19 protein-coding genes are annotated in these 25823 nt (G+C 52.8%); 5 read left to right on the top strand and 14 right to left on the bottom strand.

Annotation, left to right across the window (positions count from 1 at the left end; genetic code table 11):
• Positions 1-3 precede the first annotated feature (3 nt).
• Positions 4-1059 carry a PLP-dependent cysteine synthase family protein gene (locus P8N76_16170; GenBank protein MDG2383206.1) on the bottom strand — a complete coding sequence of 352 codons (1056 nt, stop codon included), beginning with the start codon at positions 1057-1059 and terminating at the stop codon, positions 4-6.
• 226 nt (positions 1060-1285) lie between these two features.
• Positions 1286-2164, bottom strand: coding sequence for an NAD(P)H-hydrate dehydratase (locus tag P8N76_16165; GenBank protein MDG2383205.1), 879 nt, complete (start codon positions 2162-2164; stop codon positions 1286-1288).
• A 598-nt stretch (positions 2165-2762) separates the two neighbouring features.
• Between P8N76_16165 and P8N76_16160 the strand changes: the two genes are divergently transcribed.
• From P8N76_16160 to P8N76_16150, 3 genes are all read left to right on the top strand, one after another.
• Complete coding sequence (locus tag P8N76_16160) at positions 2763-4844, top strand: redoxin domain-containing protein (protein ID MDG2383204.1); 2082 nt, start codon at positions 2763-2765, stop codon at positions 4842-4844.
• Positions 4845-5325: 481 nt separating this feature from the next.
• Positions 5326-5589, top strand: a complete 264-nt coding sequence (locus P8N76_16155) for a hypothetical protein (protein MDG2383203.1) — start codon at positions 5326-5328, stop codon at positions 5587-5589.
• Between the two features lie 101 nt (positions 5590-5690).
• Positions 5691-7151: a PhoPQ-activated pathogenicity-related family protein gene (locus tag P8N76_16150; GenBank protein MDG2383202.1), complete on the top strand. Its 1461-nt coding sequence runs from the start codon at positions 5691-5693 to the stop codon at positions 7149-7151.
• 18 nt (positions 7152-7169) lie between these two features.
• Here the strand turns inward: P8N76_16150 and P8N76_16145 are convergent, their stop codons facing one another.
• The 10 genes from P8N76_16145 to P8N76_16100 all read right to left on the bottom strand — a co-directional run bounded on the left by P8N76_16145 (position 7170) and on the right by P8N76_16100 (position 20672).
• Positions 7170-8420, bottom strand: a complete 1251-nt coding sequence (locus tag P8N76_16145) for a serine hydrolase (protein ID MDG2383201.1) — start codon at positions 8418-8420, stop codon at positions 7170-7172.
• A gap of 127 nt (positions 8421-8547) precedes the next feature.
• Positions 8548-9603, bottom strand: a complete 1056-nt coding sequence (locus P8N76_16140; GenBank protein MDG2383200.1) for a PfkB family carbohydrate kinase — start codon at positions 9601-9603, stop codon at positions 8548-8550.
• Positions 9600-10715 carry a hypothetical protein gene (locus P8N76_16135; protein ID MDG2383199.1) on the bottom strand — a complete coding sequence of 372 codons (1116 nt, stop codon included), beginning with the start codon at positions 10713-10715 and terminating at the stop codon, positions 9600-9602. The genes P8N76_16140 and P8N76_16135 overlap by 4 nt, the downstream gene beginning before the upstream one ends.
• Before the next feature lie 17 nt (positions 10716-10732).
• Positions 10733-11611 carry an HAD hydrolase-like protein gene (locus P8N76_16130; protein ID MDG2383198.1) on the bottom strand — a complete coding sequence of 293 codons (879 nt, stop codon included), beginning with the start codon at positions 11609-11611 and terminating at the stop codon, positions 10733-10735.
• 498 nt (positions 11612-12109) lie between these two features.
• Entirely contained in the window at positions 12110-12919 is an 810-nt protein-coding gene (locus P8N76_16125; GenBank protein MDG2383197.1) for a DUF1571 domain-containing protein, read from the bottom strand.
• 270 nt (positions 12920-13189) lie between these two features.
• Entirely contained in the window at positions 13190-14020 is an 831-nt protein-coding gene (locus tag P8N76_16120; protein MDG2383196.1) for a sterol desaturase family protein, read from the bottom strand.
• A gap of 142 nt (positions 14021-14162) precedes the next feature.
• Positions 14163-15734 carry a glycerol-3-phosphate dehydrogenase/oxidase gene (locus P8N76_16115; GenBank protein ID MDG2383195.1) on the bottom strand — a complete coding sequence of 524 codons (1572 nt, stop codon included), beginning with the start codon at positions 15732-15734 and terminating at the stop codon, positions 14163-14165.
• 290 nt (positions 15735-16024) lie between these two features.
• Complete coding sequence (locus P8N76_16110; protein MDG2383194.1) at positions 16025-16222, bottom strand: cold shock domain-containing protein; 198 nt, start codon at positions 16220-16222, stop codon at positions 16025-16027.
• 515 nt (positions 16223-16737) lie between these two features.
• Positions 16738-18816: a DEAD/DEAH box helicase gene (locus tag P8N76_16105; GenBank protein ID MDG2383193.1), complete on the bottom strand. Its 2079-nt coding sequence runs from the start codon at positions 18814-18816 to the stop codon at positions 16738-16740.
• Between the two features lie 515 nt (positions 18817-19331).
• Positions 19332-20672 (bottom strand): NAD(P)/FAD-dependent oxidoreductase, encoded by a 1341-nt coding sequence (locus tag P8N76_16100; protein MDG2383192.1) that lies wholly within the window; start codon positions 20670-20672, stop codon positions 19332-19334.
• 659 nt (positions 20673-21331) lie between these two features.
• Here P8N76_16100 and P8N76_16095 point away from each other — a divergent pair.
• Both P8N76_16095 and P8N76_16090 read left to right on the top strand, forming a co-directional pair.
• A complete protein-coding gene (locus tag P8N76_16095; protein ID MDG2383191.1) occupies positions 21332-21814 on the top strand; it encodes an AMP-binding protein in 483 nt (160 codons plus the stop codon).
• A 357-nt stretch (positions 21815-22171) separates the two neighbouring features.
• A complete protein-coding gene (locus tag P8N76_16090) occupies positions 22172-22501 on the top strand; it encodes a hypothetical protein (GenBank protein ID MDG2383190.1) in 330 nt (109 codons plus the stop codon).
• Between the two features lie 266 nt (positions 22502-22767).
• On the opposite strand, the gene P8N76_16085 is transcribed toward P8N76_16090, so the two are convergent.
• Together P8N76_16085 and P8N76_16080 are read right to left on the bottom strand one after the other, a co-directional pair.
• The gene (locus tag P8N76_16085) at positions 22768-24474 is read right to left on the bottom strand and encodes an NAD-dependent malic enzyme (GenBank protein ID MDG2383189.1); all 1707 of its coding nucleotides are present in this window, start codon (positions 24472-24474) and stop codon (positions 22768-22770) included.
• A 64-nt stretch (positions 24475-24538) separates the two neighbouring features.
• Positions 24539-25786 (bottom strand): hypothetical protein, encoded by a 1248-nt coding sequence (locus tag P8N76_16080; GenBank protein MDG2383188.1) that lies wholly within the window; start codon positions 25784-25786, stop codon positions 24539-24541.
• Positions 25787-25823: the final 37 nt, after the last annotated feature.

The following is a 25823-nucleotide window of genomic DNA, read 5'->3' as shown; positions in this document are numbered from 1 at the left end:
GAGTCAGTCGCAACTATCGATCAACAACCGTGTGACTTCATCGGTGTATCGGGCGGTTTCAAGACCCTGGGACTGCAGCCAATCGTCGTTGTAATAGGTGCCCAGATAACGTTCGCCGCCGTCACAGATCATTGTGACGATGCTGCCCGCTTGCTGTTGGGACTTCATCTCCAACATCAGCTGCAGGGTTGCCCAAAGATTGGTGCCCGTTGAGCCTCCGCATTTGCGATCGGAGGCAATGTGAAAAGCACGCATGGTGCCGATGGATGCCGCGTCGGGTACCTTCATCATGCGATCGATCACCTCCGCGATAAAGGAAGGCTCAACACGCGGACGCCCAATTCCCTCAATCCGGGATTGACGGTCGCACGTGAGGCATCGATCTCGCGAGTGATAATAATCGTAGTAGACGGAGTGCTCCGGGTCGGCAACGCACAGGCGTGAACTCAATTTCTGATAGCGGATGTACCTGCCGATTGTGGCCGAGGTGCCGCCGGTCCCAGCACTCATTACCACCCATGTTGGTTCCGGATAGCGTTCGTTGCCCATCTGCCGGAAGAGTGATTCGGCGATGTTGTTATTGCCTCGCCAATCTGTCGCTCGCTCAGCGTAGGTGAATTGATCCATGAAGTGTCCGCCAAGCTCCTGCGCGAGCGTTATCGCAGCAAGATGGATGTCATGCTGATCGGTGAGATGACATTGGCCCTGAAGGAATTCTATTTTATGGACCTTTTCTTTCGAAGTACTTGATGGGATTACCGTGTGGAACGGTAGATCAAGGATTTTGGCGAAATAGGCCTCGCTGATCGCCGTGCTGCCGGAGGATGCTTCGATGATCGGTGTTCCCTGTTTAATCCAACCATTGCAGATCGCATAAAGAAATAGAGAGCGGGCCAAGCGGTGTTTAAGGCTGCCCGAAGGGTGAATCGATTCATCTTTGAGGTACAGGTCGATGTCGGGACTGACACCATGGGGGATGCGGATCAAGTGGGTGTCCGCCGATCGATTGAAGTCCGAATCGAGACGTGATATTGCTTCGTGGATCCAAGGTTTATCCATTCTCGCGTTCCTGGGGGGCGTCCTGAGCTGTTTGCGGTGTTGATGAGATTGTTAAAGGAGCGAGCAATGCGAACGACTTTTTTTGGGGGTTCGGCAGAAGGCGAGTGCAACAAAGTGCAAACTGTGTCGAACGAACACGAAAACATCTTCTTACATCGATCACCCAGTCACAAAATGCGCCGTGTGTCCATAAATGAATTTCATTGTTTATTACCGGTGACTTTGTTTAAGAGGCCTGCAGGAATTGTTGCCAAGCCAAACCCAGGCATTGATGGATATTGGATGCAATCATTGCCTGCGGACTGTGGAGTTCGGCAGCGATGTCGCCCGCTAAACCGTGTAGGTGAGCGCCGAGTTGGGTTGCTTCAAAGGGACTCATCCCTTGGGCGAGCAAGGCCGAAATCAATCCGGTCAGCACATCCCCGGAACCGCCCGTTGCCATGCCCGAATTACCAGTGCGGTTGATGGCCAGGCGATGCCCATCGGTGGTAATGGTTTGAGCCCCTTTGAGCAGCAGGATGACCTGATGCTTTGCCGCAAAAGCGATCGCTAATTCTTCTTGAACTTGGCGGGTGTCCGTGTTTCCTCTCGAAAGTAATCGAGCAAATTCACCCGGATGAGGCGTAAGGACCCGGGGGGCTGTTTCTGCTGGCCGTGTTAATTCATCTGACTGACTCGCAAACGCATTCAGTCCATCCGCGTCAACCACCATCGGCAAAGAACTCGTTGCGTACAGGTGCTGAACGGTCGACCGAACGCCATCGGAATCGCCTAGTCCTGGTCCGATTGCCACGACCGATTGGTTTCGAAGAGACTGTTCAAGCAAGCCGATCGATCGTTTGGACAGATGCCCATCAGTGTCGGCAAGCGGTAAGGTGAGCCAAGACGGTTCCACTGAGGCGACTATGTTGACGAGAGATTGTGGGATGGCCAGCGTGACAAGACCGGCGCCGCCACAAAGTGCACCATAACCAGCTAAGCAGGCTGCGCCACTCATGCCCGCGCTGCCGGCCACGATCATCACTCGTCCAAACGTGCCTTTGTGTCCGTCCACGGGCCGAGCGGGAGCGGGCGGCAGTTGTTCGATGCGTTCGACCGATGACATAGTGCTCGTCTCTAAGTTGGATTTTAATGGGGCGATACACTCGCCGCACCAGAAATGGTGTACTCAACGACAGGATCGAAGTTCTGCTTGTTATGACATTCGAGCCGATGCGAATCGTCTTGCGTCTATCATGCATCGCAAACGGCGTTGGGTCCAGATCGCTTGGTAACCTAAACGCTGCCTCTTCCTATCGTGCAAAAGCTCAAGCATTTCCACTGGATTCGATGTTTTGCGTGGGTTGCAGGGAAATCATGGTCAGGGAAGCGACCGCTGTTCAAAAGGGGTTGGCAGGTGGGAAGTTGACGAACCATTCTGGCCGTCGCGTTCCCTATCAGTATGAAATGCCCAACGCAGGCGAGTCGAAGTCCATGGAATCTGGGCAATACGCGGCTTCGCCGTGAATTTGCTGCTGATAGCAGTGTCTGATGCGGCTGTTAAGTTGGGTGAACTTTCGTCTTTTGATTACAATTCGATACAGTTTGATTGATATTTTAGACTGTGCCTATTTGCATAAATGTGTAGCGTATAGACAGTGCATTGATTGAATTTCCATGTGTCATGGAAAAGTCTTGCACAAACCCACGGGAGCTAGAGCGAGATGGGAAAAAAAACAATTCACCAACTTTTGGTGCTTTTTACGTTGCTCGTTTCTTCGGCGCCCGCGGTGGCGGCGTCGCACATTGGTAAGAAAGTTGAGGATTTCACCCTGAAGAGCCATCGAGGGCGCGAATATTCCCTCCACGATTTTGCGGACAAAAAAATAATCGTCATTACCTTTCTCGGTACCGAATGCCCTTTGGTCAAGCTCTACGGTCCACGGCTGGCTGAGATGCGAGATCGATTTGCAGACCGAGGCGTTGAGTTCATCGGTGTCAATTCGAACACGCAAGATAGCGCTACAGAAATGACAGCGTTTGTCGATCGATACGGCATTAGTTTTCCAATGGTGAAAGATCTTGGTAATCGTGTTGCGGACGCGTTAGACGCCGAGCGAACGCCAGAGGTATTCATCCTCGATGCGGATCGCAAGGTGCGCTATCATGGTCGCATCGATGACCAATATGGTGTTGGCTATCTGCGTGATAAAGCAGAACGGCTGGACGTTGCAATTGCCGTGGAAGAGCTGTTGGCGGGAAAGGATGTAACAGTGCCCGAAACGAAGGTTGTTGGCTGCCATATTGGACGAGTCAGTCAAGTTGAACCCAAGGGCGATATCACTTATGCAAACCAGATTTCACGCATTTTCAATCGCCGTTGTGTGGAATGTCACCGTGATGGCGAAATCGCTCCCTTTGCCTTGACGAGCTACGAAGACGTGATTGGGTGGGAGGATACGATTCTTGAAGTGATCGAAGAAAAACGGATGCCACCTTGGTTTGCGAATCCAAAACATGGGTCTTTCAAGAATGATGCACGACTCAGCGACGAAGAACGGCAATTGATCAGCGAATGGGTGGCGAATGGTATGCCTGAGGGTGATCCGGTGGACTTGCCAGAACCCACCAGGTTTGTCAAAGGCTGGCGAATTCCACAGCCGGACCAAGTCTTTTACATGCAAGAAACACCATTCGAAGTGCCATCGCAAGGGACCGTCGATTACCAGCATTTTGTGGTTGATCCAGGGTGGGACGAGGATAAGTACATCTCGGCAGCGGAAGCCCGTCCCGATAATACCTCGGTCGTACATCATATCTTGATCTTTGTCTTGCCAGGCGGAAATCGCCGCGGGGCTGACTTGAGATCGGTTTTGGTCGGGTATGCTCCGGGGAGTCTACCGGTTTTGCTCGAACCGGGGACTGCGATTCACGTTCCTGCGGGGAGTCGCCTCCTGTTCCAGATGCACTACACTCCGAATGGCCATCGGGAATTCGATCGAAGCTACGCGGGAGTCTGTTTTGTCGATAAGGAAACGGTCGAGAAAACACTCAATGGTCGTCTCGCAATCAAAGCCGACTTTGCGATTAAACCGCATGATCCAAATGTGGTGGTCAAGGCGAAAACTCGTCTGCGAAGGGATGAAATTCTGTTGAGCATGACCCCCCATTTGCATTTGCGGGGGAAGTCGTTTCGCTATGAGGCCACTTATCCGAATGGAGAGCGAGAGGTGCTGCTCGACGTTCCCAATTACGATTTTAATTGGCAATTGAAATATCTGCTCGCCGAGCCAAAGTTGCTCCCAAGGGGAACGACGATCCTGTGTACCGCGACATACGACAACTCAGAAGACAATCCGGTCAATCCCGATCCGACCAAAACGGTCCGGTGGGGTGATCAAAGCTGGGAAGAAATGATGATTGGTTTCTTCGATACGGTTCCGGTGGATACCGTGGCGCGTAACCCATTGTTGAAAAGTAAAAATGTTAAGGTTGACCCCTCTGGTACCTGGGAATGGGTACGCTCTATGGGGCGGCGGAAAAGTAAAGAGTCACTCACGCTTGAACTGAAAGAGAACGTGTTATCCGGAGTGCTCGAATCGCGACAGCAGAAAATGCAAATTGAAGCTGCAGTGGTCGATGGGGATCAAGTCTGTTTTCAGGTGGGTGTGAACCAATTCGGTGGTATTTCGCTTGAGTTTCAAGGCCGAGTCAGTAAAGACAAGATCGAAGGCGATATCACTTATACCATCGAAGCGATTGGCCGAGAGGGGAAGATACCTTGGGAAGCAACGCGGGTGCCCTAGGGAAAACAATCCGTTTCAAACGATCTAAGTTTGCTCTTCGTGATTGTCTCTGGAGTCTTGCGATTCTCCTTGTGGCTCTGGCAACCGCTGGGGTTGCGGACGAGAAGGTCGATCCGTCGGGTACTTGTCCGTGGGCAAGTACGAAATAGCAATCGCCAGGATGAACTCCGCTTGCAAGTCGGCCAAGCGGGGAAATCCGATGGCAAGTTCCTCGATCCAGAGCGGGCTGTACGTATTTAGGACGGCACCCTTGGAGGCAACAAACTGACCGTTGCCCTCGACTCGATTTCCAGGGATCGCCTCTGAGTCTTCGTTTTTCCGGTCGTGTGAAGGGTGATGAAATCATTGGCGGTGTGGCAGCCACGTTTGCCGGCGAAACACGGGATCATCCTTGGAAAGCAAAACGTAAAGTCAGCTTGAGCGACGGGGTGGGTGATTGGACGTCGCAAGCTGACGTGGACGGAAGTTCCCTGGCTGCAAATTGTTAATCTACAAGGAGAAGACAGGTTTTAAGCTCATCTACATCGCTGAGGATGGCTCGATTAGTGGTGTTGACTGGCTAAGAGTTCATTCCCAAAATCTGTCGCGGTTCGCAGTAGGGGCCGTCTACCGGGCTTCTCCGATGAAGATCGATTTTGAAGGTCGTCCGTACGGCGATCACATATCTGGTAAGCTACGTTTTGAAATCGCTGGAAAGGCTGGTGAATTGCCGGTTGTTGGAAAGCGGAAAAAAACCGTTGACTAGTCGCAATGTGTAACGATCGCTCCCAATCGATCGTTCATTTGGGTGCCTGTCTGCAACGGGCAATAGTTAAATTTCACTCTTAGAAGCCGAGCCCAGAATCGATGCAAATAAGACTCATCTTCTCGACCGCGTTTTTACTCACATCGTTTTGTTTGTTAAATGCCACCGAATGTGTCGTTGCTGACGAACCGGCAGTCGAGAAGGCGCCCTTTACTGAGTCAATCACGCCTACCCGGCTTAATGAAGGTGAGACCGCGCTCGATCGATACATTGCTGCGAAAGACGATAGCTATGAATGGAAGATTGTGAGTAAGGTCGAAGGACCGGCTGAAACGACCTACGTGATCGATTTAACGTCTCAGACCTGGCTGCGCCCGGACGAGGTCAACCGTAATGTGTGGCAGCACTGGCTTTCTGTGGTGGTACCGAAGGCAGCAACCTCCGATACGGCTTTGGTTTTTATTGGGGGGGGGAGCAATGGAGGCAATCCGCCAAAAACTGCTCCGGGGCAAATCAAACAAATTGCGTTGGCAACCAACTCCGTGGCTGCCGAACTGGGAATGGTACCCAATCAACCGCTCATTTTTCACAATGATGGAGTGCCTCGTGGGGAGGACGACTTGATCGGATACACCTGGGATCAGTACTTGAAAACGGGTGACGAGCGGTGGCCGGCCCGGTTGCCCATGGTGAAGTCGGTGGTGCGAGCGATGGACACCATTGAGGCGCTTGCGGATCAAGAGGACTCGGTTCCAGCAATCGACAAGTTTGTTGTTGCTGGCGGATCAAAGCGGGGATGGACGACCTGGATGACGGCAGCCGTGGACAAGCGAGTTGTCGCGATCGCACCGATCGTGATTGATGTCCTCAACGCAAACGTTTCGATGAAACACCACTACTCAGCCTATGGGTTTTGGGCGCCCGCGATCGGTGATTATGTGAAACACAAGATTACCCATCGGCGCAGTGAACCCCGTTACGCGGAGCTGCTTCAATTAGTTGATCCCTATGCCTATCGGGATCGTTTTACCATGCCTAAGTGTTTAATTAACGCGACTGGTGATCAATTCTTCTTGCCGGACTCATCGCAATTCTATTTTGATGAATTGCCAGAAGAAAAACATTTGTGTTACGTCCCCAACGGTGAGCACTCGCTGGGTGGGACCAATGCGGTCGATACGCTTGTTGCCTTCCATGATTCGATTATTAATGATCGACCACGACCAGATTTTTCTTGGTCTTTTCCGGATGACAATACGATTCGGGTGAATCCCACAACCAAACCCAAACGCGTGCTGCTTTGGCAAGCCCACAATCCAAAATCGCGAGATTTTCGAGTCGACACGATTGGAAGAGGCTATCGTAGTCAGGAACTCAAGCCGCTTGCTGACGGCAGTTATGAAGCCACGGTTGAGACTCCCAAGGAGGGCTGGACCGCTTTTCTGGTGCAACTGGAATACAATGTGGGTGCTCCAACGCTCATGCGTTTAACGACGCCGGTGCGGGTTGTACCGAAGACGTTGCCGTTCGCCGACAAGATCGCGCCGACGCTGCGTGACTGATTGGGAATGCCTCTCGGGCTAAGGCATCGGTGCTGTAGCGGCCTCGACGCTCGCCGTGCCTGAGCGATCGGCGGCATAGACCAGTTGTTTGACGCGATTGCCGTAATCGATGACGGTGTACGGGTTGATCTGGATCATATAGATCACGATGAGCTTGCGTCGGGGGTTTATCCAAAACCGAGTACCTGCTGCGCCGCCCCAACTGAATTCACCCTCCGGGCCGATGGCGAAGCCAAGCCCGAATTGGAAGCCGTTGCCAGAAAGTTGGTTTTTTGTCATTTGAGCCAATGATTCGGTGGTTAGAATCCGCTTTCCATCCAATTCGCCACCGTTGAGTAAGGCTTGGCAAAAACGTAAGTAGTCATGCGTTGTCGAACATAATCCGCCCCCGCCAGAGAAGAACTGGTTGTGGGGATTTAGAAATCGATAGGATTGGATGAAGGAAGCAGGCTTGAGTCCGTTTTGGGCATCTGGTTGGTAGAGGATTGCGAATCGCTCCCGTTTCTCCCTTGGCACCATGAAAGCTGTGTCACGCATTTCGAGCGGATCGAAGATGTGCTCCTGGAGATATTGGTCAAATCGCTGACCGGACACCACTTCGATCAACCGTCCCAAGACGTCGGTCGAAACGCTGTAGTGCCATCGTTTACCCGGTTGGTACAACAGAGGTATTGAGCTAAGTTTCTCGACCGACTCGGTAATCGTTCCTTCGGTGATCAGCAGGCCGGCCTTGCGGTAAGCCTTGTCCACCTCGGTGTTTCCAAAAAATCCGTAGGTCAATCCCGAAGTATGCCGCAGCAAATCACGGATCGTCATGGGCTGATCCAGGGGAATCTCTTGGAGCTGACCGTCTGCTTTGGAATGAACTTTTAATTTCTGGAAAGACAGCAGGTATTTCGAAACCGGATCGTCGAGCTTCATCTTTCCTGCTTCGATGAGTTGCATGGCCGCGACACTTGTGATCGGCTTGGACATCGAATAAATACGGAAAATCGTGTCGGGAGTCATCTTCAGTGATTTTTCGCGATTGCGGTCTCCCCAAGTGCCCAGGAAAGCAACCTGGTCCCCCCGAGCGACGAGCGCCAGGCAGCCAGCGATTCGTCCCGCATTGACCTCGGCGTGCAGATAGTCGCCTATTTCCGACAGGCGGTTCTTATCCAGATCGACGGTTTCGGGTGAAATGACGTCGAAAACTTTTGCAGGCTCCTCGCTCTGGAGAAGTGAGCAAGTAATCAGGAGGAACGCTAAACATCGGACAGCAACGGTCATGGGAGTTATCGATGCTCTGGAGGTCTTCGATGGCAAGAACAGGTCTCAGGTCAATATAAACGCGTTTTCGAGATATGTCCCGTATTAGGTCGGATCAAATGATTTATTGGCAAGCAATGAATCCAGGCTATTGGCCTTGTTGCTGTTGATGCCAGAGTGACAGGCGGGGCGGTAGTTGATCGGGGTGTGCTACTCCGGTAGTCGAGATTTGTTGAATGGTGATTGATGCCACGAGATTGCCGACAATGGCCGCTTCGGGCAAGGTAGCACCGGCGCAGAGAGCTAGGACCGTACCAGCCGTCGCACTGTCACCTGCGCCAGTAGGATCAAGTTGTCCTTCGACCGCCACCGCCGGCACGTTCGTCCATTCGGGATCACTGACCCACATACCGTGTTTGCCTCGAGTTATAACGACGGGTGCTTGATTCTCCTGACGCAATTGTTGGGATGCTTTCCGGAGAGCACCAAGCGACACCTCGTCCTCGGGCAGCGGGTTATCAAGTCCGATGGTTTCAAATTCATTGGGCTTGATGGTCAAGTGAGGAAAATCGCGAATTCGGCGGCGACTATCGGCCCAGAAGATGACGTTTGGCCATTGTTGGGCCTTCTTTGACAGTTCCTGTCTGACTTTTTCAGTGATAATTCCGCAGTTGGCTTGCTCGACTTGATCCAGCACAATCACCGCATCAAGATGGGGTAGCAAGTCGTCCAAGGACTGGAGCACAGAATCTTCCACTCGGGCAGCAGTGGCCTGCCGATTTTTGGTGTCATAACGGGAGTGTTCGCCGGCGAGCGTGGTGGCGTTTTCGTCTCTCGGTTTCAAATAGGTTGGCGTGTGGGCTTCCGAGACGACGTGTAAATGCTCGGTGCGGCAATTGAGATGATTCAGCTCTTTCGCAAGATCGTAGCCTTCGCCGTCGTCTCCGCGAAAGCCAATTGCGTGAATTTGGCCTGCGTTAAGAGTGGTGAGATTACATACCACGGTGCCGGCTGCACCCGGACTGCAACGGACGTTGATGACTTGGTATGCGGGCTTCCCCGTTTCAACACTAAGCTCCTCGAGTTGAGGAGAAACATCCAGATACTTATCCAGAAAGAAGTCCCCCAAGACGGCAATGCGACTTTGCGGGAAATGTTCGATCAGCTCTTGAAGTCGAGTGGGGGATAGCTGCACGGATTTCACGAGTCAATGCTCCGAGACAGTTGATGAGTTAGCGAAAGCAAGAAATCGCGGTTGTCAGCTTGGAGGTAACGCATTTCCCCGCCCATTCGACTAAACGATTTGTTGTATCGCAAATAGTATGCTGGATTGTCCTCGGGGGGTTCTCCCTGAGACCAATCCCAAGTCGATTCTGCGAGGTCGTTAATGAAAATGAAATGGTGATCGATGTGTTTTTGCTTTTGAATTGCAAGGTTTTGAGAAATGGAAAGTGACTTTTCAAAAACCATTGGACTCATGACGGCCGAGCCAATCGAGATATAGACGCCGCCTTCAAGCCGGCTCACAGATTCCGCAAAGCAGAGAAAGTCACGTTCGGCAGTTCGGGCTAAGCTAGCGCAGTGGTTCATCGGATGGTTGTAAATAATGTCGTGCCCAATCATCGGGTGACCGGTTAGTGGAACGCCCAGCCGGAAAGCGCCCGCTTGGATGCTGAATTGCTTCCAAGGGTGTGGGACCACCTTTTGGCCGGCAGGGAGTTGAAATTGGCGAATGACATGAAGCAGGTCGGCGGCCGCCGCAGCTCGATCGGCCTGGTCGACGATGAGTTCTTGAATGGTGCGGCAGAGTTCCTCTTGATCGGGAATCGTGAAGGCCTCGTTGTCGATTAATGCGCCTACGGATTCGCCGTATCCACGTCCTTCATAGGCTCCGATGTTGAGTGCGAGATTGATGTTGAATCCCGTTTCCTCCCAATTCCCAAAACGACCCTCCTCAACCATCTGGCAGACATCTTCACAGCTCTTGCCTTGAAATGCAAACTCCCAATCGTGAATGATGCCGGCACCGTTCGTTGCTAAATGGGTGACCCAATTATTTTCGATGAGCCCAAGTAGCACGGGCCCCAATCCATTCTTGATCGCATGAGCACCGAAGGTGATCATCACCGGCCGATCATTTTTTCTCGCCGATTGAATACGTTCGGCCAGTTCGTGGATCATCTCCTGGCGAAACGCAGTCAGAGGACTGGGTTCTGCAGTTGGAGCGATGTGATCTTGTTCGATAAATTTTTTGTTGGGGCGAGAAGACAGAGGCTCCATCTTGATCGCGAAGCGATCGAATTGTTGATAGCTCATGGGGGCTCATTTGCGAGTCAATATCGGAGGTAGGACAGTAATGGGTCGGATTCTTGGAAGTCGGGAACGACAATGTCTGCGCCGACGCCGATCAGGCGATCGCGTTTCCATCTATCCGGTTTGCCACTTCGACCGCTCTCGTCGCTGGCCACGCCCACGGCGGTTCCGCCAACCGACTTAATGTTTTGAATTTCTACGTAACCGTCGCCAAAACCGAGAAGGTCTTCGCCGTCAATCGCATTGCTGCTTAAAATTCGCTCTATGACCTGAGCCTTCGAGAATGATTTGTAGTCGTCGACTGCCCCATGGACATGCTCACCGAAATATTCAGTGAGACCAAGTAAATCGACTTCTTCTTTCACATATTCCTCGTCGGTTCCGCTGGCCAAATAAAGATGAGCTCCCAGGTCCCGTAATCGATTGAGGAGGTTGATTGTGCCTGGAACAAGAAAATGGGTCGGATTCAATTCACCGGAGCGAAGTTGTTCGCGTCTGGCTTCAATACGCAGCATGAGGAGATCATGATATTTGCGTTTGTAGTGAGTTGGTTCATGGGGGCGGCCGCCGCGTTTTTCGATTTCCGACACGAGGCGAATCATTTGATAAATAGTTTGCTTGCCGTTTAATTCCATCACAAACGTGTTGGCAATGGTTTGGAGCTGTTCATCGGACTCGTCTGTCTCTGTTTCGCGTAGGGCCTCCACCATCATCGGCACCATGACCTCGGGCCAGCCCTCGCGGACTAAGCTGAGTGTGCCATCGAAGTCAAATAGAACGTGGGCCGGTCGACGATCCAGATCGTGGTCTCGAATGATCTCGATCATCGTTCCGTCGATGAACCGGGTGGGTGTGTCCCCCGAGACGACGCGTTGATAATCTTCCTCGTGAGCGGCCATGATGATTCCCTGCGAGACTCGTTTTGAAAGCTCATCAACCTAGCTTAGTTTTCACGTGATGGGTAGCAGGCCAAGCGGTCGTGTAGACCGGTTAATCGGTATGGGATGGTGGCTAAGTCGAGGTCGTCAAACATATTAACGTCGGAGGAGTTTGCGGCGGTCATCGGCCTTGAATCGAAACGAAAGGGTGACTGGGATCGCGTTTCAGGATCCTCGTAAAAAGCGGCCCGACTTTGCGAAAGGCTCTGCCATTCTCGGAAAGGTCGATTGGTGGAATGTGGGGCCATTGCCTCCGGTCGGCGGCCGACTCGCACCGTGGCACGTTTGTTGGTAGCTGCTCATTGGAAAAAATACAGCAAGGTAGAGTCAAAAAACGGATGGTTGTTTTTGAACGCGAAGGCTACAGCTTGAAGAGATGTTGTTCTTTCAGTGCGCTGTCGCAAGCTTGCTGCGGATACGACCTACCATGTACTTGGGTCGTATCTCAGCTCGCGGCTGCTATTTGCGCGAGGCGGTCTTCAAGACTTCAGGGTCGAACTCAGCGTCGCTGAGTCCGACATTGATTTTCACCTTCGTGTAGGTGAATTCGGCCATCAGTTTGGGTTTGGCTTCATCTGACTTGGGCCAATCGTAAGCGGCAACACGCACGGGCAAGTGGAATTCGTTGTCAATGAAGAATTGCGCCTTGTGGTAAAGCAGCCCTTTTTCTCGTTGGGGATGCACGATTTCGATCGCCGTACAGGGACGCTTGTTGATGGTGGCTTCCCGTTTAAGGTTGAGGATGGTGTTGTTGCCGGACGGGTCGGCGGCGATATCCTTGCGGATTTGTGAAACGAGTTCCCCGACCATACCATCGAAGCCAAGATGAGTGATCTGCATTAAAGTTTCGTTTCTGGCGATTTCACTGTCGGGATCGACTTTGACCGTGACATTGCTTAGCCGTCGTCCTCCTCGTTTGACGATCATTTTGCCGTCGTTTTCCCCCTCGACAAAAAGAACGGTGCGTCCCACTATTTGTTTGGGGGCTCGAAAGGTCAGTCGAACAGCAAGGGGAGATGTGTGGCCGTTTCGATCCGATTCAGGGCGGACCCTCGCTTCAATAAAACGAGTCTCTTGTAGTTTGCCATCGATGCGTTCGCGTTTGACAATCAAGCAGGTGTAATCTTGGACTGTTTTTCGAATTTCCTGCTCGCGCCGACTGGCAATTTGCAGCAGCTCTTCCATCGAGTGAATTTGAGTCTCATCCGCATTCGCGGTAAGGATCAAACAGGGGGTCAGCGCAAATACAGCTACTAAGAATAAACGCATATTGGGATCTCCTGAATCGTTTGGCTAATGCGATAGCAATGACATTCTTCGCAAAGATAACATCTGTTGGCTCGTAGGCAGATATCACTTTTCAGGAGCTCAGGTGGGATAGAAGCATCAGGCCGCTCTGATCGACGTCGGAGGCTGGTTCCTGGCGAGGAATAGGCGGTTTGTAAGGCACGGGCGACTTGTGAGAATCTCGCCAGTCTCGGCTGACATTCCGATGAGTGGTATTAAGATGCAGATCGGATCGAGCGTACGAGTTGAGCGTTAGAGGTCGGTGGGCTTTGGCTTGTTTCGTCGACGAAATGGCATGAGGAGCAAGCGTGACAACTTGTCGTGGTCGGCCGCGTCGGGGAGACTGTCGATTCCGTAATGAAGTGTTGCCGGATCGACCTCTGCAAACGTTCCGAACAGGCGATCCCAAATTGAAAACACGTTGCCATAGTTCATGTCGGTCAGTGGTTTTTCGTGATGATGATGCACTTTGTGCATATTGGGGGTCACAAACAAATAGGAGAGAAGATGGTCAAGTCTTCGATTGGATCGCAGGTTAGCGTGCGTCCATTGAGTGAAGAAGACGGATGCCATCTGGTAGAGGAATATGACGCCGATGGGAATTCCGCCCACCCAAACCGCGAACAGTTGAGATGATAGCCGGAAGATTGTCTCAGCCGGGTGATGGCGAAGGCCTGTCGTGACGTCGACATGTTTATCCGTGTGATGAATGATATGAAAACGCCATAAAAGAGAAAAATGATGTTCCAGCCGATGAATCGAATATCCACCGCAGAAATCCAGCAGCAAAATTCCCAGCAGAGCATGCAGCCAGAGTGGTAGATTGACAAGATAAAGTAATCCGAAGTGATGCTCGCTTGTATAACTGGCGGCTTGTAAAACGAAAATGCCAAAGGCGAAGGCAAGCACAAGCTGCATTAGCGTTAAGAAAATATTCAAAGCCGCATGATGAAGGCGAGGATAGCCGGCGTTGAACAGGGGCACCGCGCCTTCGACAACCCAAAACAGGACAAGGCCGATAACGAGTGCACCCGAACGATACACACTGGACATCGTCTCGAAAAAATGGATGAAGTCCTGCATGCGCCATTCTTGGTTCTGATGGAAATGAGGCCGGGAAAAGGGGGAAGCTTGTGGATGACCTACGCCGCCCCTCCAAATTATACCGAAAACACTCGTTTTGTGCTGGATTGAACTCGGGGAAGCTTGGTGATCTCCTGAGGGGTCAGTGGACGGCCGAGGGCAGGTAGCCTCGAGTTAGCTCGCGGTAATTCGTGACTTCCGAATCAATCCATTGTTGGTCGTATCCTAGTTCGGCTGCCATCAGAGCGGCCGACCTTTCAGCCGCTTCGGCCGAAGCCTGAGCATCTAGCAGCAGCGAACGAGTCCTTCTTGCTAACACATCTTCGAGCTGACAGGCCATTTCATGCCGAACAGCCCAAACGATCTCCGCACCCGAATAGGGCAACCGCGGGTGAATGGGCTCCTTCAACGCGGGGACGCTATTCGCCAGAGCCACCACTTCGGACGCTTCCCTGCCGTACACATGAAGATGGTCTTGGGATGGCAACTCCTCCCGCGAAAGATAGCCGTGAAGATGCAGGTCTTCTGTGACGCACGGTTGAGGAGTCAGTTGGCCGACCTTGATTGCATGGGTTAGCGTGTCCTCGGCCATTTTTCGATAGGTCGTCCATTTGCCGCCGGAAATGGTGACTAAACCGCTCTCGCTTACATAGACCTCATGGTTACGCGATACCGACTTGCTATTTCCGGATCTTCCACCCGGATGCACGAGCGGACGCTGGCCGGCAAAAACGCTCAGGATATCTTCGAGCCCAGGATCTCGTTCCATGTACCGAGCTGCATTGCGCAAGATAAACTCGAGCTCGTCTGGAAGCGCACGAGGTTCCAATTCCGCTTTTTTCATTGGGGTATCGGTTGTGCCCACAATTACTCGCTCGTGCCACGGAATCACAAACAGAACTCGTCCGTCGTCCGTGTGGGGGACCATGATTGCGTTGTCACCAGGTTGAAACGATCGATCAAGTACCAAATGGACGCCTTGAGCGGGCTCGATCATTTCATTGGCTTGCGGATCATCCAGTTGGCGAATCTGATCCGAGAAAATACCAGTCGCATTAATTATGACTTTACCGCGCAGATCGAATTCAGAGCTACCGAGTTCATCCTGGACATGAACGCCGGTCAAGCGTCCTTGTTCTTTTATGAAGCCGGTCACGCGGAGATAGTTGGCAATTGCGGCGCCGTGGTCGGCGGCTGTGCGGGCGAGGGTGATCGCCATGCGAGCGTCGTCAAATTGACCGTCGTGATACTTGATGCCGCCAATCAAATCTTCCTGTTGGACATTCGGGATGAGTTGAATGGTTTCTTCGCGATCAAGAAAACGACTGTTCTCGATATTCAACTTCCCGGCGAGGGTGTCATAGAGCTTCAAGCCGATCCCATAAAATGGCCCCTCCCACCAATGGTAACGAGGGACAATAAACGCAAGATTGCTGACCAAGTGGGGGGCGTTGCGATACATGATTCCGCGTTCTCGCAACGCTTCAACAACCAGTGAGAAATTCAGCTGCTCAAGGTAGCGGACGCCACCGTGAACCAACTTTGTACTGCGGCTGGACGTCGCCTTGGCAAAGTCATGGGCCTCCAGCAACGCCACGGTGTAACCGCGGCTGGCCGCGTCAACCGCGACGCCTAATCCGGTGGCTCCGCCACCAATCACGATGATGTCAAACGATTCGGAGCTCAATCGTTCAAGCATTTTCGCACGCTTCATCGAGTTGTCCTCGCGCGTCATGGAGCTGGGGGGCAGTTGCTCTAGGGTGTCTCAGAGGATAATGGATCCGAGCGATCAGAGCAGTACTGATTGTCTTGTCGGGCGACGGCAGAAAAGGCCGAAGATAGGCGCGAGAAGCCGGCGCTGGAATCCCACTCCAAGATGCTTTCGTACATCCCGGAGTCTTAATTGGATTCGTAGCGACTTAAGGTCAGAAGTGATTCCGACTGACTCCAATCGAAACCGATTCATCCGATCTTTATTGACCACATCACAAGGTCGCGACCGTTTTAGATCGCGGTGACGTTCTCAGCTCGAGGGCCCTTCGGTCCCATGCCTTCCTGATACTCAACCGCTTGGCCTTCGCGAAGAGATTCAAAGCCTTCACCTTCGACAGCCGAGTGGTGAAAGAAGTATTCACCGTTGTCGCCCGCGATGAATCCGAAACCTTTGTCCGATACGAGCTTTTTGATTACGCCTTGAGGCATTCCTAACTCCTTCAAACCCTTAAAAGTCGTTGCGTTTCGTCCCGCAAAGCTACGCTTATCCGCATGCGGAGCAAGGTGAGGGACGGTTCAGCGCCTGTTGATTACTGGATCAACAAAACACCGGTGAGCAAGCAGTCTAGCCTGTTTAGATGGGTGGGACTAGCCCACGTGCCACTCTGGAAGGCCGGTTTAGTTGATCATTTGAGGGGCAAGTTAAGCGAGGAAACGACCGCAATCGAGATGTCCGAAGATGGGTTCAGCTGCGGCAATCGAGTCGTCATAACAGTCTGGAACACCGGGAAATGATTTCTCGGATCGCCAATTCGGTAACGGGAAACATCGTAGAGTGTCAGATTAGCCGCTCAATACGTCAAGCGGTGATCTAACTCACCGCGGATCCGTTGCAGGAATGGCGCGGCGAGGTGTTGCCGTCTGATGAGGAAAAACAGTTGCTGCTGCAATCCAAATCCCCGACTTTGCCAACACGCTGCCTCCCGAATTAACCGGGCCATTGTCTAGTTGGAGGGCGACCGCTTGCGTTTTTTTGCCTTTGACTTGGCGTTTTTGAACTTGGGGCTTTTCGGCTTCGATCGATAGTGCGATTTTTCTCCACCGTGGAAACGAGTGGGAGGCGCTTCGCTGGAGTCAAAGCGAGCAATTCGTAGTTTACGGCCTGAAACCATGACGGATTGCAACATGCTGAGTGTTTTGCTGGACACGTCGCGGGGGAGATCAACGGTGCTGTACTGGTCGTAGATCTTAATCTTTCCAATCGATTCACTACCGATGCCGGCTTCGTTGGCGATAGCGCCGACAATGTTTCCTGGATTGACTTGATGGTTGCGACCCACGTCGATTCGATAGGTGTTCATCTCCTCAGCGTCACGTCGGGGACCCCGTCGGTCGTGGGAAGAGCCGTTTTTGGGAAATCGTTTTCCACCTTTGTCGCGGCGGGACTCGGCGGCAAGCAGTTCTGGTTTAAGGTCATTTTTAAGTAGGAGCGACGTTTCTCCATTGGCGAGAAAGGCTAGTGACGCTGCGATCAACTCAAGCGGCACATCGTTGTCACGTTGGTAGTGCTCAATAATGGCCTGAAACGTCTCGAGTTCCGCATTTCCAATCGCTTTGGTGATGCGCTCGTGAAAACGTGCGACTCGTTGTTTGTTCACGGCTCGATTGGATGGTAACTCCATCGGTTCGATCGGTTGGCGGGTTGTTTGTTCGAGCCGTTTGAGGAAACGACGTTCTCGCGGGTGAACGAACAAGATGGCTTCGCCGCTGCGTCCAGCTCGGCCTGTTCGTCCGATCCGATGAACGTAGGCTTCGCTATCATGGGGCAAATCATAGTTAATGACGTGGCTGATCCGTTGCACGTCCAATCCGCGGGCAGCAACATCCGTCGCCACAATAATATCCGTACGTCCGCCACGAAGTCCGTCGACAATTCGCTCACGCTGTTTTTGGGCGATGTCGCCATTTAATGCAGCTGTCCGGAAGCCCGCGGCTGCAAGATAGTCGGCGAGCGGCTCGGTGGTGCTGCGCGTCTTAACGAAGACGAGTACCCCGTCGGTTGCTTCTGCTTCGAGGATGCGCACCAATGCCGGTCGCTTCACGTGGGGGGAGGCGACAATGTACCGCTGGTTGATGGTGTCGGCGGTCGTGGTCCGTTGGGCAATCGTGATTTCCGCAGGCGATTTCAAATGATGTTGAGCGATTTGACGAATTTGTTTGGGCATGGTCGCTGAAAAGAGTGCCATTTGTCGATGGTCGGGCGTTTGAGTCAGCACCCATTCCACGTCATCGGCAAATCCCATGCGAAGCATTTCATCGGCTTCGTCGAGAATCAGGCATTGTAATTCGCTGAGATCAAGTGAACCGCGACGCATGTGGTCCATGACGCGACCAGGTGTGCCGACAATGACGTGGACTCCCCGCCGGAGTTGCCCAAATTGGATTTGATAGTCTTGCCCACCATAGATGGGGACTACCCGCAGTCCTTTCATCTGACCGGCGTATTTTTCGAAAGCTTCGGCAACCTGGATTGCGAGTTCTCGAGTGGGCGCTAGGACAAGCACCTGAGGTTTCCGTTTCGACACCGTGATTCGTTGTAGCATCGGTAAAGCGAACGCAGCCGTTTTTCCGGTGCCCGTCTGGGCTTGGCCAAGCACGTCGCGCCCCTTGAGCAGGTGCGGAATCGTCCGTGACTGAATGGGGGTTGGGGTGGTGTATCCTGACTTTTCCACCGCGGCAACCAAATCGTCACGAAGGCCCAGCTTGCGAAATCCGTTCTCCAGCGCTGAAGCGGGCTCTGCCGAAACCTCCTCGGTGGTCGCTTCGAGATTGGGAACGGATGCGGCAGCTTCTTTAGCCTGTGAAGCAGATTTTTCAGCGGCTGGCTGCTTCTCGTCCTGTTGGTCGCTGGAAGCTTCAAGCGACTCTTGAGCCGGAGTAGGCCCAACTGGCTCAGTCACCGGAGCCGAGTCTGTTTCTCCGAGAGGGGGGGATGTCGGATCAGAGGAAGGAAGCGACTCAAGCGGCGCAGAGGCTTTGTCACCTAATTCCTTGGACGTGCTATCAATTTGAGATTGCGTCATAAAGCCTATAAATCCGTAGCGTTTTGGAAAACGTCTCGAAACAACGCCTGCCGCAAGCCGGGCGCCGACAAACGAAAGAAGTCGGACATACCATCCGGCTTTTTCGGCTGCACAAGTGAGCGATTACCTGATTTGTAGATAGCGGACGAACAAAGGTGCAAGCTTCGGGCTATTGTCGGTGACAGGAGCGCTAGCTCTGCAGCGTGGTGCTGCGATAGCCGCTTGCATAGCATGATCGAACGCGTCAGGTGCTGTTCAGGGGTCGAAGGGCAGAGTGTTTGCCCAGCGAGGTGGGAATCTGAAACTGGCCGGAATGGATCCAATCACCCACACAGCTTAGCGGAAAACTAGCTTTTCCCCAAGGGCCTCTTTTTTGAAAGCCCTGAACTCCGGTCGGGAGAAGGTTGAGGGCCCGCATCGGGCGATTAGATCCACGCGCCCATGTTCAAAAGCTTTACGTCTAGAAGGGCAACGACGCGGGTTGGACCGATTAGTAAGACCTAATCCATCGTGCCCTACGGCTTCGCGTCACGCTTTTTGGGGGAATCAAATTTGATGGTTGGCCTTCGCAGTTTTTTGATTTCAACCGGCGGGTCCGCCGTAATCAGCCATGCGCGTCGCGTGCCTAAGACAAAGTTCCAAAACCATTCGGTCATCACGAGCAACTTGTTACCGAACCCGATCAGGAACATGACATGTACGAGCAGCCATGCGAGCCATCCGAAAAAACCGCTGAAATGATGTTTGCCGATCGCCGCAACGGCGTTACCACGGCCGATCATCGCCATGGAGCCTTTGTTGAAATAGCGAAAGGCGGGTCGTGTGGGGCTAGCTGAACTCGACACCTCGTTGCGAATGATCTTCGCAACAAAACGACCGCCTTGGATCGCGCCTTGTGCGAGACCTGGTACAGGATTTCCCGTTTTTGCATCGGGAGCCAACGACGCGTCCCCCACGACAAATACCTCGGGGTGATCGGGAATCGATAGGTCAGATCCAACTACAATGCGTCCGGCGCGATCGAGTTCTACACCAAGCGTCTTCGCGAAGGCTTGGCCCTGAACGCCTGCTGCCCAGAAGACGTTTTCTGCTTCAATTCGCTCATCGCCAAGAACGACCCCTTTCGAGTCAACGTTGGTGACTCGGCTTTCCAATCGAATCTCGATGCCCATTCGTTCCAGGACCTGTTGGGCTCGCTGGCCTAAGTCTTCGGGCATTGCCGCGACTAATCGCTTGCCACCATCCACGATGATCACACGCGCTGTTTTGGGCTTGATTTGGCGAAACTCCTTCCGCAGGGTTTCGGCAGCCACGTCCATGATCGCGCCAGCCAACTCGACCCCGGTGGGCCCACCACCGACAACAACGAAGGTCAGCTTCGCTTTTCTAGCCTGCTCATCGGCCTCCCATTCTGCCTCTTCGAACGCCAGTAGCACGCGCCGACGGATTTCGAGCGCGTCGTCAATCGATTTTAGCCCGGGAGCAGCCGTGCGATATTCATCATGTCCAAAGTAGGACTGTTGCATTCCAGTGGCGATCACTAAATAGTCGTATTTGCATTCACCACCATCGAAGAGTACTACTTTGTCTTCTAAGTTCACCCCGGTGATTTCGCCCAACGCCACATCCACATTCGACTGCTTCGATAGAATTTGGCGGATCGGTGCGGCAATACTGGCAGGTTCTAGTTCCGCTGTTGCCACCTGATAGAGTAGCGGCTGGAATAGATGGTAATTGCGGCGATCGATGAGCACGACCGACACCGGCGCGTGTTTCAATCGTTTCGCCACGTTGATACCGCCAAATCCGCCTCCGATGACCACAACACGGGGAGTTGGTTGGGAACTTACGGCCATATCTGGTTTTCTCCTAGGACCAAGTCTGCCCACATCATGTCCGCCTTCGTGGTCGCTGGCAACTCCCTTGACGGTGACGGATTCCCATCCCCTACGAATTGCTGCGAAAAAAAATGTCGGTTGGCGTCAGAAAACGGACTCTGGGTCGCGCCAAGAATGCGCCAATTGGACGCCTTTGCTATCATCACGTGGTGATCTGCGGCATGAAGCGGCCAAAGTTTTTGTCGGGTCAGTTTTCAGCTCGGGAAGGGCTGCAATCAGTGTGGATCCAATCATTTGGCAAGAAACCCAAGGTCTCGCCACCCGACCCGAAACTGATCGTTGTTGAGTTCAGGGGTAGGAATGAGTGGATTTGCTAAGTTGCAGGGCTTGCTGGACAACGGGGTGTCAGCAGATTCTTGTCAGATTGCGCTTCGCGTCAAAGAGTAGGAGCTGAGTTTCGGTGAACTTGACCGGAAGATGCGGCGGCTTGCTGCGGGGTTAAGAGAACAAGCTGTGAAGAAGGGCGATCGCGTCGTGTGGTTCATGCCAAACTGCTTGGAGGCAGTTTTAACCACTTTGGCTTGTTATCGTATCGAAGCCATCGCGGTTCTCCTCAACGATCGGTATTTCGTAAAAGCGGCTTGCCATGTGGTGCAAGACACACAGCGAGCCTCCTGGTGTATCACGTTGATCACGCCCCAATCGTCTCATACTTGATGACGATGGTTGGTCCGATACCTCTTGTTGCGGTGAGAGATCGTGCACCTGTCGATTCCACGGACAGGACGTTTGATCGTCTGCTCGCAAGCGAACCATCATTTGTTCCCGTCCCCGTGGGGCCGCATGATCCTGCTCTGATCCTTTACACCTTAAGCGGTACAGGGAAACCGAAAGGGGCGGTGCATTCGCATGCCTACCGCGGCATCCATATCTCAGGCCAAATCTTTGACCTTTCCCATGAGTCTCGTGTTCTTGTGGGGAAGCCGACCAGCCACGCGGGTGGGTTGGAAACACAGGTGGTGCCGACTTTGTTGGCTGGTGGAGAAGTCACATTGACGATGAAGCCAATCGTTGCAGATGCCGTGGCTTTGATTCGAAAGTATCAAGTTACGGAATACGCAATGGTGGCCGTGACTTATTGGATTTTGTCGAGTACTTAGAGAAGAATCCAACCAAGCTGCCGAGTTTGCGAACGAGTGTGGGGTCGGGCGACAGCATTCCTGCAGGTCTGGACCAACGTTTTCGAGATCTCTCAGGTTGGGAAGTATTAGAAGCCTGCGGGATGACAGAAATTGGCGGATACTATGCAGCCAATCCTGTGCATGGGTAACGGAAATGGGGTTCGATTGGTTTGCCCGTTCCAGCGACTCAATTGCGGGTGGTCGACGAACTTGAGGCGGATGTTGCCGTAGAAACGATCGGTGAAGTTGGCGTGCACTCACCTTTCGCGGCGAGCGGGTATTGGCGAAATCAGACGGTCACGGAAGCGGCATTTCAAGCCGGTTGGCTGCGCACGAGTGATCTCGCTCGTTGGCATTCTGATGGCTCCTGCGGAAATTGAGAACGTTCCCGGTCGCTTTCCGAAAGTTCATGCTTCCGTTGTTGTGGGCGGCGCTGATGGATTGGATGGCCAAGTACCGGTTGCTTGTGTGGTATCCATCGACGCGTCAAATCCACCCACGGAAGCGGAGTTGCGTGAGTTTGTCAGTCAGCATCTTGCTGTTGGAAAAACCCTGGTGCCTTACCTATTGATGTCTGAGTTACCTCGCAACAGCGCCGGGGAAATTCATCGTCATCGGTTCGAGCAGATGGCGGCGAAGTTGCTGCCAAGCATGCCCCATGAGTGAATGGTTAGCTGTTCACCGGCGTCCGATTGAAGGGGTTCATTCAGCGGGGAACAAATCCGATGAATTCTCAGCTGCACGTAGTGTCGGCAGCTATTCCAGTGACGATTGCATCAGCGAAGCCGCCTCGGGGGGAGCGTGGCAGAGCAGTTGCTGAACGCGTCGACCGGCGGCTTGTGCGATTGTATTACTCGGCCAAACGATGCCTAAATCTGAGGGCGAGTGCGCCGAAATCCTGGCTGTTTGATGATGCGTCGGTCGTGGTCGCCTCACGCATGAGGCGAGCTTGGATTGCCGACAGTTGATGCGGTGTATTCGGGGACCCACATCGTTTGGTCGATCTTTGCTTCGAGTTCCTCTGTCGTGACTTTGGGGGCGACTCCATCGTCGATCGCTTGTTGAGCGACGGTTCGGCCAATCTTTCGCATGACACTGCGAACGTCGCTCAGCGACGGCAGGAGTGACGCGGTGGGGTCCGTAAGTGCCGGTGATGTTTCTTTCAACGCAATCGCCGCCACCATGAACATTTTGTCGGTGACCCGGTTCGCTTGAGAAGCGATGATGCCCAGGCCCATCGCAGGGAAAATATAGCTGTTGTTACATTGCGCAATCGTATGGGTGACACCCTTGTAGACCACTGGGGCGAAGGGGCTGCCGGTCGCAATGACAGCTTGCCCATCGGTCCATTCTAAAAGTTGACTGGGCGTCGCTTCCGCTCGCGAGGTTGGGTTCGATAACGGGAAGATGATCGGATGCTTGGTGTGTTTCGCCATCTCTCGAATGACTGATTCGTTAAAGGCACCTTGTTGCCCCGTGGCCCCCACCAATACCGTGGGTTTGGCATTCTCCACAACCGCAGAAAAGGAGATTGAGCCGCTCGTATCGCAGTTCCAATCTTTGAGGTTGCTTTGCGGTTGAGCAAGTTGTTGATGCAGGTCATCCATGTCGGTGCGAGACTCGTGCAGTAAGCCGTTGCGGTCGAGTACAAAGAATAGCTTGCGAGCGTCAGCTTCACTCATACCCGAGTGCTGTAAGGTCCGGATTAGCTGGCTCGAAATACCGAAGCCGGCAGAGCCGGCGCCTAGCATCACGAAACGTTGATCGGTCAATTCTCCACCCGCGGCTGCTACGGCTGCCAGGATTGTTCCCGTGGTAACCGCCGCCGTTCCTTGGATGTCGTCATTGAAGGTGCAAAGTTGATCTCGATAGCGATCCAGAATGGGAGCCGCGTCGACGGAAGCAAAATCTTCCCATTGGAGTAACACATTGGGGAATCGTCGCCGGATGGCGCAGACAAATTGGTCAATGAACTCATCGTATTCCTTGCCCTTGATGCGCTCATGTCGCCAACCGACGTAGCGAGGGTCGTCGATTCTTTCCTGGTTGTTGGTCCCCAGGTCCAAGGTGATCGGGAGCGTTTGCGCTGGATGGATCCCACCGCACAGCGTGTATAAGGAAAGCTTTCCAATTGGAATTCCCATGCCACCAGCACCCTGGTCGCCCAGTCCAAGGATTCGCTCGCCATCGGTAACCACGATGACGCTGATGTCCCGTTGGATGTTCTGAAGAATTTCGTCGAGCGAATCACGATTCGGATAGGCGATGAACAAGCCTCGGGGCCGGCGGTAGATGTGGCTGAATCTCTGGCAGGCAAGGCCGACTGTCGGCGTGTAGACAATCGGCATCATTTCTTCGACGTGATCGAGCAGAAGCCGATAAAAAAGCGTTTCGTTTTCGTCCTGGAGATTTCGCAGGAAAACATGTTTTTCCAGCGCGTTTTCCTGGTCGCTGAATGCTTCGTAACTCCTGGCGACCTGCGCATCCAAGTTCTCGATATGAGGCGGCAAGAGTCCCATCAATCGGAATTGCCGGCGCTCCTGTTCACTGAAGGCGGTTCCCTTGTTGTGGAGTGGGTTGTCGATCAGCGCAGCACCCGTCAATTCAGTATTCGTGTCGTTTGGGTGATTGGGGCTCACAGTTGCCTCCGTGGGGAATCGGATTCAATTCGTTGGAACGTTGCGCAGGATGTTTCCGTGTGCTCTAATCGAAGACTTGGCCGTGTTCGTAACGTTCATCGTTTCCGGCCGCCGCGGTCAAGGCCGCGACGTTTGTTTTGGTGAAAAATCCATCATAGCCGTGGCATCGCTCAACGTATTCGGTGATGAGAATCGAATACTGGGAATGCTTCGAAAAAATCTGCTTGAGGTTGGGGTCGTCATGGCACTCGCCGACGACGTGAGCCAAGAACGGAATGGCTTTTGTCATCAGGGTATGGACCACGTAGTCAACATTTTTTTCACCAGCAGAATGGTCGCCATCGAGAACTTCATAAGCCATGTGATGCATTCGTCGACCGAAATTTCGTACAAAGTCTTCGGTTGGCATCGGCAGATTTTCAAACGAATTGACAAAAGATGGCGTGTTGTTGGCCGTGAATACTTTTGCTGGAGAGCGTTTATCGTCTTCGACGTTGCCATTGCGGTTCACATTGGTCGATGAATTCATCTCTGAAATGTTGTAGGCGCCCCAGAAGTAATAATTGGACATTGTGAGGAATTCGAGAATTGCGTCTTCACGTTCGCCGGAAAGAATGCGAGTGGCTAAATGGTCGACGCCAATCACCAATTCGTTGAGCTTCGTTTCTTGTGAAAAAGCTTCCGCGGCGGCTAGTTTCGAAAGTTCCTCCGAGGTTAGTTCAAAACGGTGGCCTAACTGCATTCCCTCAAAGTCGTCGATCTCGAGCTGGCAATAGCCGACGCGGTTGAAGGTGAAATCAGACGGGAAGGTGAAACTGATTTGAGCATCGGTGAGAAAGGGGTTTTTGGTTTCGTGGTGATAGTTGAAGCGGATGTTGTGGGATTCGAGAATCTGTTGCGACGCTTTTCGATCTTTGGTGTGGAAAATTTCCCCCACATAACGCGCATTTGGCTTCTTACTCGATAACGGATAGAGGCGATTGAACAGAGTGAGTTCATCGGTGTATTCGCTGGACAAAGGCTCAAGTACAAAAATCCGTGGATATTCGGGCTGCGATTGCATCACGTAAATGTTGTGAGTCGAGTTTGTTAAGCAAGCCTGCAACCGATACGGACCCATTAAATACAGCTCTTGGAGATAGGAGATTGCATCCGCTTTCTCCACCTGGATGACAATGCCAAGCATGTTGCCGAGTAACTCATCCAGTCCACTACTGTGTCGGCGTTCGAAAATCTTGAGGCGGTATTCTTCGAAGAAAGGAGAGTTTTGCTTGTCACCCCGAGGTGTGTAGTTCATGACATCAACGGTCATGTTTCCATCCTTTTCGCGTTATGAAGTGGCGATTGTT

The sequence above is a fragment of the Pirellulaceae bacterium genome (assembly GCA_029243025.1).
Taxonomy (GTDB): Bacteria; Planctomycetota; Planctomycetia; order Pirellulales; family Pirellulaceae.
This window is presented reverse-complemented; position numbering and strand designations above follow the sequence as displayed.

Coding starts and splice junctions, on each gene's coding strand:
- P8N76_16170 (MDG2383206.1), bottom strand. CDS start 1,059: ATGGATAAACCTTGGATCCACGAAGCAATATCACGTCTCGATTCGGAC.
- P8N76_16165 (MDG2383205.1), bottom strand. CDS start 2,164: ATGTCATCGGTCGAACGCATCGAACAACTGCCGCCCGCTCCCGCTCGG.
- P8N76_16160 (MDG2383204.1), top strand. CDS start 2,763: ATGGGAAAAAAAACAATTCACCAACTTTTGGTGCTTTTTACGTTGCTC.
- P8N76_16150 (MDG2383202.1), top strand. CDS start 5,691: ATGCAAATAAGACTCATCTTCTCGACCGCGTTTTTACTCACATCGTTT.
- P8N76_16145 (MDG2383201.1), bottom strand. CDS start 8,420: ATGACCGTTGCTGTCCGATGTTTAGCGTTCCTCCTGATTACTTGCTCA.
- P8N76_16135 (MDG2383199.1), bottom strand. CDS start 10,715: ATGAGCTATCAACAATTCGATCGCTTCGCGATCAAGATGGAGCCTCTG.
- P8N76_16130 (MDG2383198.1), bottom strand. CDS start 11,611: ATGGCCGCTCACGAGGAAGATTATCAACGCGTCGTCTCGGGGGACACA.
- P8N76_16125 (MDG2383197.1), bottom strand. CDS start 12,919: ATGCGTTTATTCTTAGTAGCTGTATTTGCGCTGACCCCCTGTTTGATC.
- P8N76_16120 (MDG2383196.1), bottom strand. CDS start 14,020: ATGCAGGACTTCATCCATTTTTTCGAGACGATGTCCAGTGTGTATCGT.
- P8N76_16115 (MDG2383195.1), bottom strand. CDS start 15,734: ATGAAGCGTGCGAAAATGCTTGAACGATTGAGCTCCGAATCGTTTGAC.
- P8N76_16110 (MDG2383194.1), bottom strand. CDS start 16,222: ATGCCTCAAGGCGTAATCAAAAAGCTCGTATCGGACAAAGGTTTCGGA.
- P8N76_16105 (MDG2383193.1), bottom strand. CDS start 18,816: ATGACGCAATCTCAAATTGATAGCACGTCCAAGGAATTAGGTGACAAA.
- P8N76_16100 (MDG2383192.1), bottom strand. CDS start 20,672: ATGGCCGTAAGTTCCCAACCAACTCCCCGTGTTGTGGTCATCGGAGGC.
- P8N76_16080 (MDG2383188.1), bottom strand. CDS start 25,786: ATGACCGTTGATGTCATGAACTACACACCTCGGGGTGACAAGCAAAAC.